Here is a 15,113-nt window from a genome sequence, read left to right as displayed (position 1 = left end):
TTATGCTCAACGGTTCAACCGTATAGAAATCGAGCGACCATGCCCCGCGAGGCCTTCGACCTCGGCAATGGTCACTGCGGCCTCAGACAATGCCGACAGCGATGAGGGCGTGCAGCCCAAAATCGAGGTGCGTTTCACAAAGTCCAGCACACCGAGCCCCGAGGCGAAGCGCGCCGTACGAGCTGTTGGCAAAACGTGATTCGAGCCACCAACATAGTCACCGATAGCTTCTGGCGTGTGATGGCCCATGAAAATCGCGCCGGCGTGGCGAATCTTGGCCACCAGCGCCTCAGGCTCATTGACCGCCATCTCCACGTGTTCAGAGGCAATGCGATTGCCCAACTCAATGGCAGTGTCCAGATCCGGCACGGTGATGACCACGCCAAACTCTTCCCAGCCTTCGCCCGCAATCGCGGACTTCGGCAGAATAGCGATCTGGCGCAAAACTTCAGCTTCGACCGCATCAGCCAGCGCTGCATCGGTCGTGACCAGAATGGACTGTGCACCACCACCATGTTCAGCCTGCGCGATCAAATCGGCAGCAACCCAAGCTGGGTTCGCTGAACTGTCTGCGATGACGAGCACTTCGGATGGTCCGGCGATCATGTCGATGCCGACTTGGCCAAAAACCTGGCGCTTGGCTGCCGCCACAAAGGCATTGCCCGGGCCGACCACCTTGTCGACACGCGCGATGGTGTCGGTGCCGTAGGCGAGCGCGGCAACAGCCTGCGCCCCACCAACTCGGTAGATCTCTGTCACGCCCGCAATTTGCGCAGCACAGAGCACCGCTGGGTTCACTTCGCCATTTGGCGTTGGCACGACCATGGCGATGCGTTCAACGCCCGCAACCTTGGCCGGAACAGCATTCATCAAAACAGAGGATGGATAAGAGGCCAGACCACCCGGAACATAAATGCCAACAGCGTCCACCGCAGTCCAACGACTGCCCAATGTCACCCCAAGATCATCGGTATAGAGATGATCGACCGGCTTTTGCTTTTCGTGGTGCGACTTGATGCGGTCATGCGCGGTCTGCAGGGCCGCACGCACATTTTCCGGAACCTGCGCTGACGCGGTAGCAATTTCCTCAGCGGTAAAGCGCAGCGTTTGCGCTGTCACATTGGCGCGATCAAACTTATTGGTCAGCTCAACAACCGCAGCGTCACCACGGTCGCGCACATCAGCGATGATGGAGGCGACGATATCGTTGACGTCTTGGCTGGCTTCACGCTTGCCCGACAGGAGCGCCACAAATTGGGCTTCAAAATCGGACGCGGCGCTGTCGAGGCGAACGGGCATAGTGAACTTTCGTTAGTCTAGGGAGTGGGCCGGGCGCGCAGTCGCTGCCCAGGCGGCACCAAGATCGGCCAAGCGCGCTTCAAGGCAATCGACCGTCAGGCGCACAGTGCCACCACCGGCAAAGCGCAGCTCAACGATGCCCGCAGGCGCATTTTGCTCTTCGAAGGTAACGGCCAGCAAGGACACCACGCCTTCAGGCGAGGCCGGATCAAAGCCCGCAAATGCAGTGTTGGTCACGTGCTCGAAATGCATCCCCGTGCGCTTGCGCAGGCCTTTGCTCCGCGGTTGATCGGCGGTCCAATCAAAACGGTTCATCAGCAGGGCGAAACGCTTATCGCCCTTGGCATAGCCCATGTCAGAAACGCGAATAACGGCGTCCTGCACATGTGCGGAAACAACTTCGAGGTCTTCGCTATCGAGCGCGAGCAGCTTGAGGTCGGTCATGGGGCGGCCTTGTTCTTTGTCGGTAAAGCCCATTTGGTCGTGACAGGACCGATCTACAAGGTTGGCGGGCCAAGAGCAATCGCATGCACGCCAGTTGAAATGCATGGGCGCTGTGCAAATGCGCATTTTTGGAGCAAAAAAGCGCACAGCTTTTGATTTGCTAAATTTGGACCGAACATGCTGACCCGTCGTCTTTTTCTCACCACCAGCTTGGCGTCGCTCACCGCCTTCGGCCTGCTCCCCGCCAAAGCGGAAGTGTTTTTCGTTGAGCCCAGCGCGGTTTCTGCAGATCAATGGGCGGTATTGAAAAAGCTTCTCGGCGATCAGCTGGTTTCCCCAACCGACTCAGCCTTTGCCAATGCGGCCCTGCCCAATAATCTTCGTTTCGAAGCGGTCAGGCCCCAAGCCGTCGCCTATTGCCGAACGGCTCAAATGGTGGCGGAGGTCGTTCTGTGGTGTCGCGACAATGCGGTGCCCTTCGCAATCCGAGGGGGCGGCCATTCCTACGCTGGCTACTCCACCAGTGCCGGCCTCATTATCGACATGGCCGATATGGGCGATATTGCTTTTGACCCACCAAGCGGGGTCGCCACCATTGGTGCGGGCGCGATCAATTCTGCCATTTACGCTGCGTTGGATGAAGCGGGGCGCACCATCACCCACGGCCGCTGCCCCACTGTCGGTGTTTCCGGTTTCCTGCTCGGCGGCGGCATTGGTTTCAACATGCGCCGCTTCGGCATCGGGTGTGATCATGTTGTGGGCGCTGAAATCGTCACCTCCGACGGCAAAGTTCTACAACTCTCTCAAACCGAGAACGCCGATTTGTTCTGGGCTGTGCGCGGCGGCGCAGGCGGCAATTTTGGCGTGATGACCAAGTGGCAGCTACAGACCCACCCCGCCGATGAAAGCTTGACGGTCTTCCGCATGGTCTGGCGCGACAATGTTCTGGACGTCGCCACCAAGCTCTTCGAGACGCTCGATGCGGCCCCAACAACCATCGGCACGCGCGTCTCGCTGGGCGCGTTGAACCAAACTATGGCTAACCGTGGCCGACAAGTGCCTTTGACGCTCCTCGGGCAGTTTGCAGGGCCTAAGGAGGCCTTCCTGGAGCTGATGCAGCCCGTGCTTGAGATCGGCACACCCGATTTCGAGGCTGTCGAGGAAAACGCCTATTGGGCGGCCCAAGATTTTCTCGCCGAAGAAGGTGAACCCGCCTACTACCGCGAGCGCTCGACCTTCCACCAGAGCTCACCCGACCGGGCGTTTCTGGCGAGCGCCATTGAGAAAATGGCCAACTGGCCCGGCACCGGTTCCTCGGGCAATCTGGTCTTTTTCCAGACGGGCGGCCAAGTGAACACTGTTCGCAGCGACGCGACGGCCTTTGTTCATCGAACCAGCCACTGGCTCAGCACAGCAAATCTGAGCTGGTCGGAAGATGACGCCACAAAGCCTGCGATTGTCGATGCCGCCTGCGCTTGGCAGGACGACCTCTATAGCGTGGTCACAAGCGCTGACACCAAGGGCGCGTTCCAGAATTTTCCTGACCCAAGCCTATCCGATTGGCGGACCCGCTATTACGGCGAAAACCTGCCACGCCTTGAAGCCATCAAAACCGCGACTGATCCCGAAAAACTCTTCCGCTTCGAGCAGTCGCTGTAGGCATACCCAACGCTATACCCATCCCCTCCTCGATCACCGGGAAAAGCCCCATCATGCGGTAGCGGAGAGATAGGCCCAAACAAAAAGCCCCGAACGAAGGTCCGGGGCTTTTCAATAATGAGCGAAGCGCGTCGCGCCTTAGCCAGCCAGACGCTCGATCTCTGCGCCGCAACGGCTGAGCTTGTCTTCAAGACGCTCAAACCCACGGTCGAGGTGGTAAATACGGTTCACAACCGTTTCACCCTTCGCCGCCAGACCAGCGATGACCAGCGACACCGAAGCGCGCAGATCAGTTGCCATCACCTGTGCGCCCTTAAGCTGGGGCTTGCCGGTGATCGTTGCGACCTGACCATTGACCGAGATATCAGCGCCAAAGCGCACGAGTTCTGCCACATGCATGTAGCGGTTCTCGAAAATGGTTTCGCGGATTTCGCTGACGCCATTGCTCATGGTCATGAGCGCCATGAACTGCGCCTGCAAATCGGTGGGGAAGCCTGGGAATGGCTCCGTTTCGACATGCACTGGCAAGATCGGCGAGCCATTGCGGCGCACACGAATGCCATTGCTTTCAGTAATCAGCTCAACCCCGGTCTGACCCAGAATGGTCAGTGCCGACTGCAAATGATCGGCGCGTGCGCCACGCAGCAGCACATCGCCACCGGTCATTGCGGCCGCCATGGCAAAAGTGCCGGTTTCGATACGGTCCGGAATCACTTCCACGGTTGCACCATGCAGACGCTCAACGCCTTCAATGGTCAGCGTGCGTGTGCCAATGCCCGAAATCTTAGCGCCCATGGCAACCAAGCATTCGGCGACATTGGTGATTTCCGGTTCTTGCGCCGCGTTCTCAATAACAGTCGTGCCCTTTGCCAGGGTCGCCGCCATCAGAATCGTGTGCGTCGCACCGACCGACACCTTGGGGAAATTGACAGTTGCGCCGACCAAGCCACCGGCTGGTGCGCGGGCAACAACATAACCCTCGTCAATCTCGATCGAGGCACCCAGCGCGCGCAGACCTGTCAGGAACAGATCGACAGGACGGGTACCGATAGCGCAACCGCCCGGCAGGGAAACACGCGCTTCGTGGCAACGGGCCAGCAGCGGGCCAATAACCCAGAAGCTGGCGCGCATCTTGGAGACAAGATCATAGGGAGCGGTTGTGTCGACGATATCAGCGGCATGGAAGGTCATACGCTGACCCACGCCTTCTTCTTCGCCGCGACGACGACCGTGAACGGCGATATCAACGCCGTGATTTTCTAGGATGCGTTCAAGCTGCTTAACGTCCGCAAGGCGCGGGACGTTGTGGAGAACCAAAGGTTCATCGCTCAGCAACGACGCAATCATCAGTGGCAGTGCAGCGTTCTTCGCGCCCGAGATCGGGATTTCGCCCCGAAGCTCATTGCCGCCGACCAAACGAATACGATCCATAAAGAGAAGTCCTCAGAAATGGCCTTAAGGGCCTGCTACCTGAAAGGGAGGTAGGCGAGGTCTTCGTTGCCGCGTAGGCTAGACCAGCCGCACTCTGGAAAGGGTGACGTGTTAAAATCGCCCGAAAATGGTTTACGGAGTCTTGTCCGGCACCGTTTTCGACACCTCAAATTCTGGCCCCGCCTCGCGTCCAGAGACACGAGCGCGAGCCTGCTCTTTGCGGCGCTTGAGATTCTCACGCAGCTTTGCGGCTAATCTTTGCTCACGCATCAGTGCTTGCTCGGTTTTTCCCACAGTTCAGGCCTTCGATTCCAACGGTGGTGTTAATAGAGGCTTTTTGCGCTTGCGTCGACCAAATCGCTATGGCAAATGAGCCCTCGTCGCCGCAAGGAACACCAAGCCTTAGCGGAAATGCTGCCGTAGCTCAGTGGTAGAGCACTCCCTTGGTAAGGGAGAGGCCGCGAGTTCAATCCTCGCCGGCAGCACCATTCCCCAGAAGAGGTTCTGTATAGTCCTCCTTTGCGAGCGCAAACCATGCTGCCGTAGCTCAGTGGTAGAGCACTCCCTTGGTAAGGGAGAGGCCGCGAGTTCAATCCTCGCCGGCAGCACCATTTCTCCTCCCAATAAGACACGATCTTTTTAGACCGATCAGTCGTTTGACGTCGGCTTACAGTCTTTGGGAAAAAGTTGCGGCTCGCCCGACTAACGGTTCAGCGCCGCAAAATGCGCGCGATTGGTCGCTCCAGATTTTTGCAGAATACGGCGCACGTGCACTTTCACCGTCGATGGTTCGATGCCCAAACGGTCGGCAATAATCTTGTCCGACTTGCCTTCAGCGAGCAGCAGCGCCACTTCCCCTTCCCGCTCAGACAAAACCTGTTCCGCAGGCGCCACCAACAGTTCTGGCGGGACAAAGCGTTCGCCATCCAAAATCAGCCGCAGCGCATGAATCAGTGTTTTGGGCGTCAGGTTTTTCGGGATCCAGCCGCGCGCGCCCTTATCGAGCGCTGATTTGACCAGAACGTTGTCCGTGTGCCCCGACAAAATCGCTACGGGCAAATCTGGATAGAGTTCGCGCAATTGCGCGACGGCTCTAATCCCATCCGTATCAGGCATGGAATAGTCCAGCAGAACCAGATCCGGCAGGGCTTCAGTCTTGAGCAATCCCAGCAACTGCGCGACGCTCGTCACCGCCTTCACCACGCAATCAGGATCACTTGCCTGCAAGAGATAATGAAGCGCTGAACCAAACATGGCGTGGTCGTCTGCAATCAGAATGCGCATTATTTTGTTCACTCAATGCTAATTATAAAGCTATATATGAATTTTTACGTTCCGCACCAGAATGATAGCTAAAAAATATGTAGGGCAAATCGGTCAACTCGCCATTTTAGTTGTGGCGTGGCTGGCCGCTTATAAGCTCGCCGCGATGGCCGAGGTCTTTAAGCCCTTCTCCAGCTTGTGGTTTTTACCTGCGGGCGTCAGCCTTTCCATATTCTTGGCCGCGCCCGGCTGGCTCAAACTTTCGCCACTAATCGCCAACCTTGCACTCGCCGTTCCAGGGTTGGATAGTTTTTTCAACGTCGGCGACAATGCGGCTCGCGACCAAATACTGCACGCCATACGTCACTGCGGCATCTATTTTACTGCCGCTGTCGTGCTCAAAAAGCTCCTCGGCCCCAATATGGCTGTGCCGAATATGCGCGCCACCACCACATATATTGTGGTGATCACCATTGCTGCTGCCCTCTCGGCATTTAGTGGCGTTTCGCTGCACGCCCTCTTGGACAATATCTCATGGGACATTGCACTGGACATCATTGCGCACTGGGCCATTGGTGATGCTGTCGCGACCCTTGTGCTGCCGCCCCTGCTCGTCCCCGTTCTCAGCGCCGTATTAGGCGTCAAACCGCTCCCGCCCCATTGGCCTTCACTATCCGATTGGCTTAGGGAACTCGGCATTATTGCCCTAGCGATGGGCGTTGCGTTTGGGGCTATGGTGATTGACCCCGCCTTGGGCAGTCTTTGGTACATCACCCTGCTGCCCCCGATTTTCGCCGGTGTGCGCAAGGGCATTATGCAAGCTGCGATCAGCGCCTTTCTCATCGCCTCGTTGACGCCGATCGTTGCCAAGCTGTCCTATTTCAGCAGCGAGCCTTTGGCGCTTTCCGTGCTGCTGGCGATAACGGCCACGGCCTCATTACTGGTCGGGACAGCTGTCTCCATGCAGCGCCAAACACTCGAGCAATTGGACGCGCAAAACCAAAAGCTTGAGGAAAGTGTTCTCGCGCGCACTTCTGAACTCGCTGAGGCCTACGAGTTTGAACGCCACTTGGTCCGGTCGCTCGGGCACGATTTGCGCCAACCGCTACAGACCATAACCATGCTGGTCGAAGGCATGGCGATGCGCAAATCTGAAGACGAACCTGTCCTCAATGCGCTTCGTCAAATCAGCGCAACCATGAGCAATTTTCTTGATGGTGTCCTCAACTACGCCCTCACGGACCCGGGAACCGTAAAGCCCCGCAACACAGCCCTTCGGGCCTGCGCGGTCCTTGCTGCGCTCGAAACCATCTATCTCCCCATCGCTGAAAAGCGCGGGGTCAGGCTGCATGTGCAACGCGCCGATGCGGAGTTTCAAAGTGATGAGGTGCTTCTGCGCCAGGCCCTCTCGAACGATCTCGATAATGCCATTCGCCTCAGTGCGCCGAACAGCACGGTCTCGCTGCGACACGAGATGCGCGACGGACAGCACGCCTTCATCGTCGCCGATGAAATCGCTGTCGAATACGCCCATCCTCCCGGAACCGCAGGCTTTGGCTACGGCATCATCGCCCGGGTATGCAAAGTCCTCAACGCGACACGGATTAAAGAGAAAAACATCCGCGGGATCTTGCTGCCCGCTAACCCATAGTGAGTTTCCAGCGGTTTCTGGAACGGACCTTGGAGTGCTGCGTTGATTTCGTGATGGGCTGAGCATGGGGCGACCCGGCATGCGCTTGCCTATCGGTACCGCAGCTCTGTTCCCTCGAGGTCCATGCCCCAGCCGACAGACTACGACCTGTCCTATTGCGGCCCCGCGCCCACACTCGCCGATCTGGCGACCCGCTGGGACTTTGAGCCGTTACTTCTCACCGCCCTCGCCCTTGTCGCCCTCGCGGGCTGGCATTTTCTTAAGCATCAGCCTCGCGCGCAAATGAGGGCCTTCTGGGGTGCGTGGTCGGTCGCGGCTCTACTCTTTATCTCCCCGCTGTGTGCACTCACCGTGGCCCTCGTCTCGGCCCGTGTTAGCCACCACATCCTCCTCACCATGCTCGTTGCGCCCATGCTGGCCTTAGCTCTGCCAATACGGCTGGGGCAGGCCATACCAGCTCTCGCAACACTCATCCTCGCCACCATCACACTCTGGTTCTGGCATTGGCCTGATCTTTACACTGCGGCATTCGCCCACCCGGCCGTCTACTGGGCCATGCAGGCGACCTTTCTGGGCAGTTATACTGCGCTCTGGCTCGTGCTTTTACGCAGCCCAAACATTTTCGCCGCAGGCCTCACCGCCTTGGCCGCCGCCATTCAAATGGGGTTTTTGGGTGCTCTTTTGGTCTTCGCGCCAACCCCACTCTACGCACCGCATTTGGCAACGAGCTTTGCCTTCGGCTTAACGCCGCTCGAGGATCAGCAACTAGCGGGGCTCATCATGTGGGTTCCAGCCAATCTACCGCTCCTAGGCGTTGCCGTTTGGCGGCTTGTGGCACTCCTCGCCCCCGCCACCCAGCACGGGCGCGCCGATGGGCAGTGATCTCCTGCTCATCTGGCTCAAGTTCGCCCATGTCGGCTCCATTGCCCTATGGTCCGCCGGGCTCATCTGCCTGCCCGTGCTTTATGCGCAACGCAAAGCCCTCGTCGACGAGCCGCTCCACCGCCTCCACAACTTCACGCGCCTTTTCTATATCGCGCTGGTTTCGCCAGCCGCCTTCGTCGCCATAGGTTCGGGCACGGCGCTGATCATCCTTCAGGGGACCTATGAAAATTGGTTCTCGGCCAAACTTTTTGCCGTTTCCATCATGACCGGCATCCACATTTTCACCGGTCTCACCATTCTCAAGCTTTTCGAGCCGAATAAATCCTATCCTCTTTGGCGCATGGTTTTCGTCATCACCCTGACGGTGATCGTCATCCTCGCCATTCTCACCCTTGTTCTGGGCAAGCCGCGCCTTGAGTGGCCCGAATTTTTCATCACCCACTTCAGCCCCGGCAAGCTTCGTGAAATCGCCTCAGACCTCACTGGCGGGTGGAAATGACGGTGCCGATGCCATGATCAAACACCAGCTTGCCCCCGTGCCACCCGGCAAAACCCGCAGCCATGGCGCTGAGCAGCGACAGCATCAGTCCGCCGGGCAAAACCGTCTCGGGGTTGGTGATGCGCAGCCCGGCATTGGCGGCGACAATGGCCAGCATGACCATGGCGGCGATGGCGTGGTTCCAGCTGGCAACACGCACCCGAATGCCCGGCACGGCCAGCAATTCGAGCGTGCCAACGATTGCCGCGAGCACACCGAAAACAAAGGCCGCACCCGCCGCCCACATGCCAACTTCCAGCCAAAACGGATTGGCCGACCACCAGTAGAAAATATCGACGCCCAGCGTTGCCATGACGAAGGCGATAGGGAAATGCACCAGCATGGCGTGGATGGGGTGTCCCGCCACCGCAATGGCCGAACTAATGTCCTTGTCAGCCACTTGGCGAATTTGCGGATTGGGATGATCCGAATGGGCCTCGGGGGGCGCTTCTTCGCGCTCGATTTCCCGCTCTTCCGCCTGCCGCGTGTTCTCGCCCATCACGTCCCCTCCAAACTCGTTGCTCTTGGAGCAACGTCGCTGGTGCTAGCCGGTTGCACAGGCGAGCTCTCTACCCTCGACCCTGCAGGTCCGCGCGCCGAAAATCTGGCAGCGCTGTGGTGGGTGATGTTCTATGGCGCAGCCATACTCTTTGTTTTGGTTTTAGCGCTCTTTGCGCTGGTCTATCTGCGGCCCCATTGGGCGCAAAAGATTAGCCCACGCCAATGGATCATCGGTGGCGGTCTCATTCTGCCTATTCCGGTCCTGACAGTCCTCACCGGCACGGCGCTTTTTCTCGGCGAGCAATTGCTGCCAAAAGGCGATGCGCCCCTCGTCATTGGCGTCGAGGCGCAGCAATGGGCTTGGACAATATCCTATCCCGCAGCCCCCAATATGCCCGAGAGCTCGACCCTCCACATTCCTTCCGGCGTGCCCGTTGATTTGGAGATCACCTCAAGGGACGTGATCCACAGTTTCTGGATCCCCCGCCTCGGCGGCAAGATCGACGCTATTCCCGGCAAGACCAATCGCTTCCGCATCGAGGCCAGCAAGCCCGGCGTCTATTGGGGCACCTGCGCCGAATATTGCGGCATCGGTCATGACACCATGCAAATGCGCGTCGAGGCCCACACGCCCGAAGACTTCGCCGAACTGATGGAGACTGCGCCATGAGCGATCAGCCCCTATCGCCCATTGCCCTACACAAAGCACTTGATCGCATCTGGCGCACGCCACCCGGCTGGGGGCGCCTGTCCAGCGTCAATCACACCATTTTGGGCAAGCGCTTCATGGTTTTGGCGCTGGTGTTTTTCGCCATCGGTGGCCTGCTCTCCATGCTCATTCGCGCGCAGTTGGCGACGCCCAATAGCGCTTTTATCGGCCCCGAAATCTACAATCAGATTTTCACCATGCATGGCGTGGTGATGATGTTCCTCTTCGCCATTCCCATGTTTGAGGGCTTCGCCATCTACATGCTGCCCAAGCTCTTGGGTGCCCGCGATCTCGCCTTCCCGCGCATGACCGCCTATGGCTACTGGTGCTATCTGTTCGGCGGCAGCATTTTGATCATCGCGCTCCTCGTCGGCGCGGCTCCCGACAGCGGCTGGTTCATGTATACCCCGCTCTCCTCCAAGCCCTTTACCCCCGGCATCAATGCCGATGTCTGGCTCTTGGGCATCACCTTTGTCGAAATTTCCGCCGTCACCGCCGCTGTCGAGATTTTCGTCACCATTCTCAAAATGCGCGCGCCAGGGATGTCCCTCACCCGCATGCCGCTCTTTGCTTGGTATATGCTGGTCACGGCCGGCATGATGATCATCGGCTTTCCGCCATTGATCCTCGGCTCCATACTTTTGGAGCTCGAACGCGCGTTCGGTCTGCCCTTCTTTGACCCCACACGCGGCGGCGATCCGCTTCTCTGGCAGCACCTCTTCTGGCTCTTCGGCCACCCCGAGGTTTACATCATCTTCCTGCCCGCAGCCGGGGCCATCTCGACCATGATCCCGGTCTTTGCCCAGCAACCAATCCTGGGCTATCGCGCCATTATCGCTGCGATTGTCGCCATGGGTTTTTTGTCATTTGGTCTGTGGGTGCACCACATGTTCACCGTGGGCATTCCGCATTTGGCCCTTGCCTTCTTCTCGGCAGCCAGCGCGCTCGTCGCCATTCCCACCGCGGTGCAAATCTTTGCGTGGCTTGGCACATTGGCATCAGGAAAGCCACGCTGGGACGTGCCGATGCTTTACATCTTCGGCTTCTTTTTCGTCTTTGTGTGTGGCGGGCTCACCGGCGTCATGCTGGCCATGGTCCCCTTCAACACGCAGGCGCATGACACCTATTTCGTCGTCGCCCATCTCCATTATGTGCTGGTGGGTGGCTTCGTCTTCCCCATGCTCGCCGCGCTCTACTATTGGCTTCCTCACATCAGCGGTCGACAGAGCCTTTATAAGCTCTCGATCCCGGCCTTCTGGCTGATCTTTATCGGCTTCAACCTCACCTTCTTTCTGATGCACCTCACCGGCCTCATGGGCATGCCGCGTCGCATCTCCACCTATCCCTCAAACTGGGGCTGGGATTGGCTCAATCTCTTGAGTTCGGTCGGTGGTTTCATTCTCACCATGGGCTTTGCCCTCGTCCTTGCCGACCTCATCTTGCAGATGAAACTTGGCCGCCGCTTCGGCCGCGATCCGTGGCGGGCGGCAACGCTGGAATGGGCAACCCCCACCCCGCCACCGAGCTATAATTTCGCCTCTCTCCCCCATATCGAGAGCCGAGCTGACCAAGTACTACCCGCGCTCATCGGGCCACGCCTTGCCGCAGGCGAAGGCTATCTCGGCTTTGCCCGCAACAATGAGCAGGAGACCCTCGCCGTTGACATGGTGACGGGCGCGGTCGAGCATCTCGTCATCCTGCCGCAAAATTCCTCCCTCCCCCTGTGGACCGCCCTCGCCACCGGCACATTCTTTGTGTCCTTCCTCTTTGGGCTCTATTGGTTCGCCCCATTTGGCGCACTGCTCACCATCGCCCTCTTCTTCTGCTGGACCCATCGCCTGGGTCGACAGCACGATACCGGCCCCGTCGATATCGGCCGCGGCGTCTCTGTTGTCCGCGATGGGGAAAGCCCTTGGAACCTCACGGTGCTCGCCAACCGCACAGCACTCGCGGTCGATAGCACGCTCTATGCCTCGCTGCTGTTCGGCGGGCTTTTCCTTCTCACCATCGCCCCCGCGTGGGATCGGTTGACGCCTATCGCCCTGCCCTCTGTCGCGCTTGTCGCGGCGGCCCTCGCCTCTGGCCTTGCAATCCTATGCGTGTTCTGGAGCCGCCGCTCGAACGCACAAAACACCTCCATAGCCCTGCCCCTGATCGGCGCGCTGTTCCTCCAACTTGCCACGATCATTGCCTTGCTTGCCCTAATGCTCGCGGTGCCGAACCCAACAGAGCACGCCCGCAATGCCACCATGTTGGTCACTTTGGGCTACGCTGCCATTCACGCGGGCGTCGCTGCCCTCATCACGGGCCATGCGCTCTGGCGCGCCGCCCGAGGCTATGTCTCCGCCGCTCGCGCCACCGATGTCACGCTTGCCTGGCTTTGGACCGCCTATGCCTTCGGCGCACTCATTCTCGCCCTCGCCATGACCTATGGCCTCTCTCTCTTTGGAGGGCCGTGATGATCCGCAACCAGAGGCCGCTGTTTCTGCTCATCGCAGGCTTCACCGTTTGGGCGCTGGCCTTCATCGCGCTTTACGCCATTCAGGCGTTGGGCTGCGTATACAATTGGGGTGGCGCGCATCGCGCCATGCTCATTGCCGCCTATGCCATTTCTGTTCTGGCCTTAACGGCAATGGCTCTGCTCACGCCCAAACTCACAGACCCATCAATGCCAACACTGTCCCAATCCGCCATTTGGGCCAATTGGGCAGCGCTGTTCTCCGGCGTCTTGGTGTTCTTGCCCGTCACCTTCGCCAGCACTTGTGTGTAGCTACACAAAGAGAAAGCCCCCTCAGTGAAGAGGAGGCTTTCCTTACAAACTTCTGCGGCTGGTTAGATCCAGTACGGCGTCACACCATAGTAGTCGTAGATACGACGACCGTTGTTTTCCTGCCAGAACGCTTCTTCATCGTCGCTGTAGCGCGGCGCGCCTTCCAGCTGGTCCTTGCTTATATCAACGCGATAGCCGCCAAGGCTTTCATCGTATTTCAGCTTGTCCCATGGCAGCGGGTAGTGGTCCTCACCGAGGCCCAAAAAACCGCCAAAACTCAGCACGGCATAGGAAACCTTACCGCTGCGCTTTTCGATCAAGAGACGGTTGACCGCGCCGATATGTTCTCCAGCAAGGTCGTAAACCTTGGTGCCTTCAACCTTGTCGGAGGCGATGAGGTCATGGGTTTCCTTAACGTCGACGGTAGCGACGCGGGCGTCATCATAGGCCATTTTCGATGCTCCTTCTTGTGTTGCGATGAAGGTCTAACGGCTCAACACCCGAGGGGTTTCCTCAGATAACGGAGCTGTTACTCGCGCAGCACACAGAAGAACTTAAGATTTCATTCCTAGGAATGATGTCTTTTTACTTGCAAATCCTAAAGAATAAAATAGCATAATCGCAGTCGCACTTAGGTACTACCCCTATCGGACGGCGCGACTGCTTAGTGCAAACTACAGTTCACGGATGAGTGATGAGGCACGTTGGCCAGAGACCTCTGGGCAGCGCACGATCTTCCTCGTCATGTCCACGACGTACTCAGATGATGAGGGTTTGGATGACGACGCAACCGTACTACCACGCCTATCTCAACCGCGACCGGCTCGTGCATATCGTGGACAGCGATCCCGGCACCTGTGAAGCGCTGAGCGTGCTCTTTCGTTTGGAGGGCTTCCAAACCGTCTTCTCGCTCGACATAAGCAGTTTCCAACAGGTGCTCGAACGGCGACGCGTCGATGTGATGGTCGTCAATCTCGAGCTTGGCGCGGATAATGGTCTTTCCGTCCTCCGCCGCGTGAAGATGCAGCACATGGGCGCCACCGTCATCATGCTGGCCGACCGACCGCATGTTGATCTCGCCGTTACGGCCATGAAAATGGGCGCGACCGACGTCATCACCAAGCCCATCGATACCGAGCACCTGCTCTCCGTCGTCCGTGAGGCCTTGCGCAAAGACATTCACGTCGGGGCCATGCAGGCGGGCGGACGCAGCGTTGAGGTGCGCGGGTTCTCTCAGCTTACCCCGCGTGAGCGTGAGGTGTTGCAGCTCATCACCGATGGTCAATCCAACAAGGAAGCCGGGCGCGAGCTAGGCATTTCCCCACGCACGGTTGAAGTGCATCGCGCCCGCGTCATGGAAAAGCTCGGCGCGCGCAACACCGCCGACCTCATGCGCATCGTATTAACCAGCTGAACAATGCCTGATGACAGAAGCCGGACTGCGTGATGGTATGGCTTCATCACAGGAGGACTGCTCATGGCTCGGGTCACAGGAATTGGCGGCGTCTTTTTTCGCGCAAAAGATCCCGATGCCCTATCGGACTGGTACGAAACCAATTTGGGCATCTCCCAGTTCTGGCAACAAGAGGGTGGCCCCACCGTCTTCGCGCCTTACGAGCTGACCAGCACCTATTTCGACCAGAACAAACCGTTCATGCTCAATTTCCGGGTCGATGATCTTGATGGCGTCATCGCCGCCCTTGAGAGCAATGATATTGTAGTCGAGCGCCGTGAAGAATGGGACAGCCCGGACACGGGTCGCTTCGCGCGTATCGTTGACCCCGAAGGCAATCCGATCGAGCTGTGGGAACCCATCCCGGCGCTGCGCTAGCGCCAAACAAAAAGCGCGCGACCGAAGTCGACGCGCTTTTAGAGCGGCACCGAAGTGCCAGCAGGTGCCCCCTGCGGCGAAATTCTGTGCCCGAGGACAAGAATTCCCTGGCCGTCATAAACGACAGTCTGA

General features: G+C 58.6%; 15 protein-coding genes and 2 tRNA genes. 11 read left to right on the top strand and 6 right to left on the bottom strand.

The window, feature by feature from the left end; all coding sequences use genetic code 11:
- Positions 1-6: 6 nt before the first annotated feature.
- A complete protein-coding gene (gene hisD, locus H4N61_RS01805; RefSeq protein ID WP_169196647.1) occupies positions 7-1,299 on the bottom strand; it encodes a histidinol dehydrogenase in 1,293 nt (430 codons plus the stop codon).
- Between the two features lie 12 nt (positions 1,300-1,311).
- Positions 1,312-1,743 carry a DUF2948 family protein gene (locus H4N61_RS01800; protein ID WP_169196646.1) on the bottom strand — a complete coding sequence of 144 codons (432 nt, stop codon included), beginning with the start codon at positions 1,741-1,743 and terminating at the stop codon, positions 1,312-1,314.
- A gap of 177 nt (positions 1,744-1,920) precedes the next feature.
- On the opposite strand from H4N61_RS01800, the gene H4N61_RS01795 reads away from it, so the two are divergent.
- Positions 1,921-3,402 (top strand): FAD-binding oxidoreductase, encoded by a 1,482-nt coding sequence (locus tag H4N61_RS01795; RefSeq protein ID WP_169196645.1) that lies wholly within the window; start codon positions 1,921-1,923, stop codon positions 3,400-3,402.
- A gap of 138 nt (positions 3,403-3,540) precedes the next feature.
- Here the strand turns inward: H4N61_RS01795 and murA are convergent, their stop codons facing one another.
- Positions 3,541-4,833, bottom strand: coding sequence for a UDP-N-acetylglucosamine 1-carboxyvinyltransferase (gene murA, locus H4N61_RS01790; RefSeq protein WP_169196644.1), 1,293 nt, complete (start codon positions 4,831-4,833; stop codon positions 3,541-3,543).
- A 413-nt stretch (positions 4,834-5,246) separates the two neighbouring features.
- On the opposite strand from murA, the gene H4N61_RS01785 reads away from it, so the two are divergent.
- Together H4N61_RS01785 and H4N61_RS01780 are read left to right on the top strand one after the other, a co-directional pair.
- Positions 5,247-5,321, top strand: a tRNA-Thr gene (locus tag H4N61_RS01785).
- 48 nt (positions 5,322-5,369) lie between these two features.
- A tRNA-Thr gene (locus H4N61_RS01780) sits at positions 5,370-5,444 on the top strand.
- 91 nt (positions 5,445-5,535) lie between these two features.
- Here H4N61_RS01780 and H4N61_RS01775 read toward each other — a convergent pair.
- Complete coding sequence (locus H4N61_RS01775; RefSeq protein WP_169196643.1) at positions 5,536-6,117, bottom strand: response regulator transcription factor; 582 nt, start codon at positions 6,115-6,117, stop codon at positions 5,536-5,538.
- A gap of 61 nt (positions 6,118-6,178) precedes the next feature.
- Here H4N61_RS01775 and H4N61_RS01770 point away from each other — a divergent pair, with 61 nt between their 5' ends.
- The 3 genes from H4N61_RS01770 (at position 6,179) to H4N61_RS01760 (ending at position 9,131) form a co-directional block, all read left to right on the top strand.
- Positions 6,179-7,747, top strand: a complete 1,569-nt coding sequence (locus H4N61_RS01770; RefSeq protein WP_182394806.1) for a hypothetical protein — start codon at positions 6,179-6,181, stop codon at positions 7,745-7,747.
- 123 nt (positions 7,748-7,870) lie between these two features.
- Positions 7,871-8,629 carry a cytochrome c oxidase assembly protein gene (locus H4N61_RS01765; RefSeq protein ID WP_169196641.1) on the top strand — a complete coding sequence of 253 codons (759 nt, stop codon included), beginning with the start codon at positions 7,871-7,873 and terminating at the stop codon, positions 8,627-8,629.
- Positions 8,619-9,131, top strand: a complete 513-nt coding sequence (locus tag H4N61_RS01760; RefSeq protein ID WP_248306092.1) for a CopD family protein — start codon at positions 8,619-8,621, stop codon at positions 9,129-9,131. The genes H4N61_RS01765 and H4N61_RS01760 overlap by 11 nt, the downstream gene beginning before the upstream one ends.
- Here H4N61_RS01760 and H4N61_RS01755 read toward each other — a convergent pair.
- Entirely contained in the window at positions 9,112-9,669 is a 558-nt protein-coding gene (locus tag H4N61_RS01755; protein WP_169196640.1) for a DUF2231 domain-containing protein, read from the bottom strand. The two genes, H4N61_RS01760 and H4N61_RS01755, sit on opposite strands and share 20 nt — an antisense overlap.
- A 42-nt stretch (positions 9,670-9,711) precedes the next feature.
- Here H4N61_RS01755 and coxB point away from each other — a divergent pair, with 42 nt between their 5' ends.
- Genes coxB through H4N61_RS01740 form a run of 3 tightly spaced genes read left to right on the top strand, consistent with a single transcriptional unit; the run spans position 9,712 to position 13,150 of the window.
- Positions 9,712-10,341 (top strand): cytochrome c oxidase subunit II, encoded by a 630-nt coding sequence (coxB, locus tag H4N61_RS01750; RefSeq protein ID WP_248306551.1) that lies wholly within the window; start codon positions 9,712-9,714, stop codon positions 10,339-10,341.
- On the top strand, positions 10,338-12,839 hold the full coding sequence (gene ctaD, locus H4N61_RS01745; protein WP_182394805.1) for a cytochrome c oxidase subunit I: 2,502 nt from the start codon (positions 10,338-10,340) through the stop codon (positions 12,837-12,839). Before coxB ends, ctaD begins: the two co-directional genes overlap by 4 nt.
- On the top strand, positions 12,839-13,150 hold the full coding sequence (locus tag H4N61_RS01740; protein WP_169196637.1) for a hypothetical protein: 312 nt from the start codon (positions 12,839-12,841) through the stop codon (positions 13,148-13,150). The genes ctaD and H4N61_RS01740 overlap by 1 nt, the downstream gene beginning before the upstream one ends.
- Before the next feature lie 62 nt (positions 13,151-13,212).
- Here H4N61_RS01740 and H4N61_RS01735 read toward each other — a convergent pair whose 3' ends face one another.
- Entirely contained in the window at positions 13,213-13,602 is a 390-nt protein-coding gene (locus tag H4N61_RS01735) for a PRC-barrel domain-containing protein (protein WP_169196636.1), read from the bottom strand.
- A 326-nt stretch (positions 13,603-13,928) separates the two neighbouring features.
- Here H4N61_RS01735 and H4N61_RS01730 point away from each other — a divergent pair, with 326 nt between their 5' ends.
- Complete coding sequence (locus H4N61_RS01730; protein ID WP_169196635.1) at positions 13,929-14,564, top strand: LuxR C-terminal-related transcriptional regulator; 636 nt, start codon at positions 13,929-13,931, stop codon at positions 14,562-14,564.
- Positions 14,565-14,627: 63 nt separating this feature from the next.
- Positions 14,628-14,981 (top strand): VOC family protein, encoded by a 354-nt coding sequence (locus H4N61_RS01725; protein ID WP_169196634.1) that lies wholly within the window; start codon positions 14,628-14,630, stop codon positions 14,979-14,981.
- Positions 14,982-15,113: the final 132 nt, after the last annotated feature.

It is taken from the genome of Devosia sp. MC521, assembly GCF_014127105.1.
In the GTDB taxonomy this organism is placed as follows: domain Bacteria; phylum Pseudomonadota; class Alphaproteobacteria; order Rhizobiales; family Devosiaceae; genus Devosia.
The sequence above is the reverse complement of the archived record's forward strand: the minus strand, read 5'-3'. Positions and strand labels throughout refer to the sequence as shown.

Bases quoted from the DNA above. Each gene is read 5' to 3' on its own strand.
- hisD (WP_169196647.1), bottom strand. From the start codon at position 1,299: ATGCCCGTTCGCCTCGACAGCGCCGCGTCCGATTTTGAAGCCCAATTT.
- H4N61_RS01800 (WP_169196646.1), bottom strand. From the start codon at position 1,743: ATGACCGACCTCAAGCTGCTCGCGCTCGATAGCGAAGACCTCGAAGTT.
- H4N61_RS01795 (WP_169196645.1), top strand. From the start codon at position 1,921: ATGCTGACCCGTCGTCTTTTTCTCACCACCAGCTTGGCGTCGCTCACC.
- murA (WP_169196644.1), bottom strand. From the start codon at position 4,833: ATGGATCGTATTCGTTTGGTCGGCGGCAATGAGCTTCGGGGCGAAATC.
- H4N61_RS01775 (WP_169196643.1), bottom strand. From the start codon at position 6,117: ATGCGCATTCTGATTGCAGACGACCACGCCATGTTTGGTTCAGCGCTT.
- H4N61_RS01770 (WP_182394806.1), top strand. From the start codon at position 6,179: ATGATAGCTAAAAAATATGTAGGGCAAATCGGTCAACTCGCCATTTTA.
- H4N61_RS01765 (WP_169196641.1), top strand. From the start codon at position 7,871: ATGCCCCAGCCGACAGACTACGACCTGTCCTATTGCGGCCCCGCGCCC.
- H4N61_RS01760 (WP_248306092.1), top strand. From the start codon at position 8,619: ATGGGCAGTGATCTCCTGCTCATCTGGCTCAAGTTCGCCCATGTCGGC.
- H4N61_RS01755 (WP_169196640.1), bottom strand. From the start codon at position 9,669: ATGGGCGAGAACACGCGGCAGGCGGAAGAGCGGGAAATCGAGCGCGAA.
- ctaD (WP_182394805.1), top strand. From the start codon at position 10,338: ATGAGCGATCAGCCCCTATCGCCCATTGCCCTACACAAAGCACTTGAT.
- H4N61_RS01740 (WP_169196637.1), top strand. From the start codon at position 12,839: ATGATCCGCAACCAGAGGCCGCTGTTTCTGCTCATCGCAGGCTTCACC.
- H4N61_RS01735 (WP_169196636.1), bottom strand. From the start codon at position 13,602: ATGGCCTATGATGACGCCCGCGTCGCTACCGTCGACGTTAAGGAAACC.
- H4N61_RS01730 (WP_169196635.1), top strand. From the start codon at position 13,929: ATGACGACGCAACCGTACTACCACGCCTATCTCAACCGCGACCGGCTC.
- H4N61_RS01725 (WP_169196634.1), top strand. From the start codon at position 14,628: ATGGCTCGGGTCACAGGAATTGGCGGCGTCTTTTTTCGCGCAAAAGAT.